Genomic DNA, 277 nt, shown 5'->3' on the forward strand with positions numbered 1-277 from the left:
GGTCTTCCTCGATGGAAGGCGGTAATAAGGTCCAGGTACTTTTCAACGTCTGCCATGTCAGGTCACCGTTAGCGTCACGTCGGCGGCAGTCATGCTGGCGGCTTCATTGAAAGCGAGAGCGCAATCGGGCGTTCCCGCTCCTCCAGGCCCACTCAGCGTGAGTGCGGCCAGCTTGAACGCCACACCCCCCCCAACAGCGTTCGCGACAGAGAGTGCGTCACCCCACTCTACCGACCCGCTGGCGCCGCCGCCTATCTCCAAGCCATTGACATAGTCG

1 protein-coding gene is annotated in these 277 nt (G+C 61.7%); it reads right to left on the reverse strand.

Annotated features, from left to right (window positions below; genetic code table 11):
* Positions 1 to 57: 57 nt before the first annotated feature.
* On the reverse strand, positions 58 to 277 hold a 220-nt coding region (locus ACM03V_RS34505; protein ID WP_414625317.1), incomplete at its 5' end, for a hypothetical protein.

Origin of the sequence: Calothrix sp. CCY 0018 (genome assembly GCF_963920925.1) — a bacterium.
In the GTDB taxonomy this organism is placed as follows: Bacteria; Cyanobacteriota; Cyanobacteriia; order Cyanobacteriales; family Nostocaceae; genus Rivularia.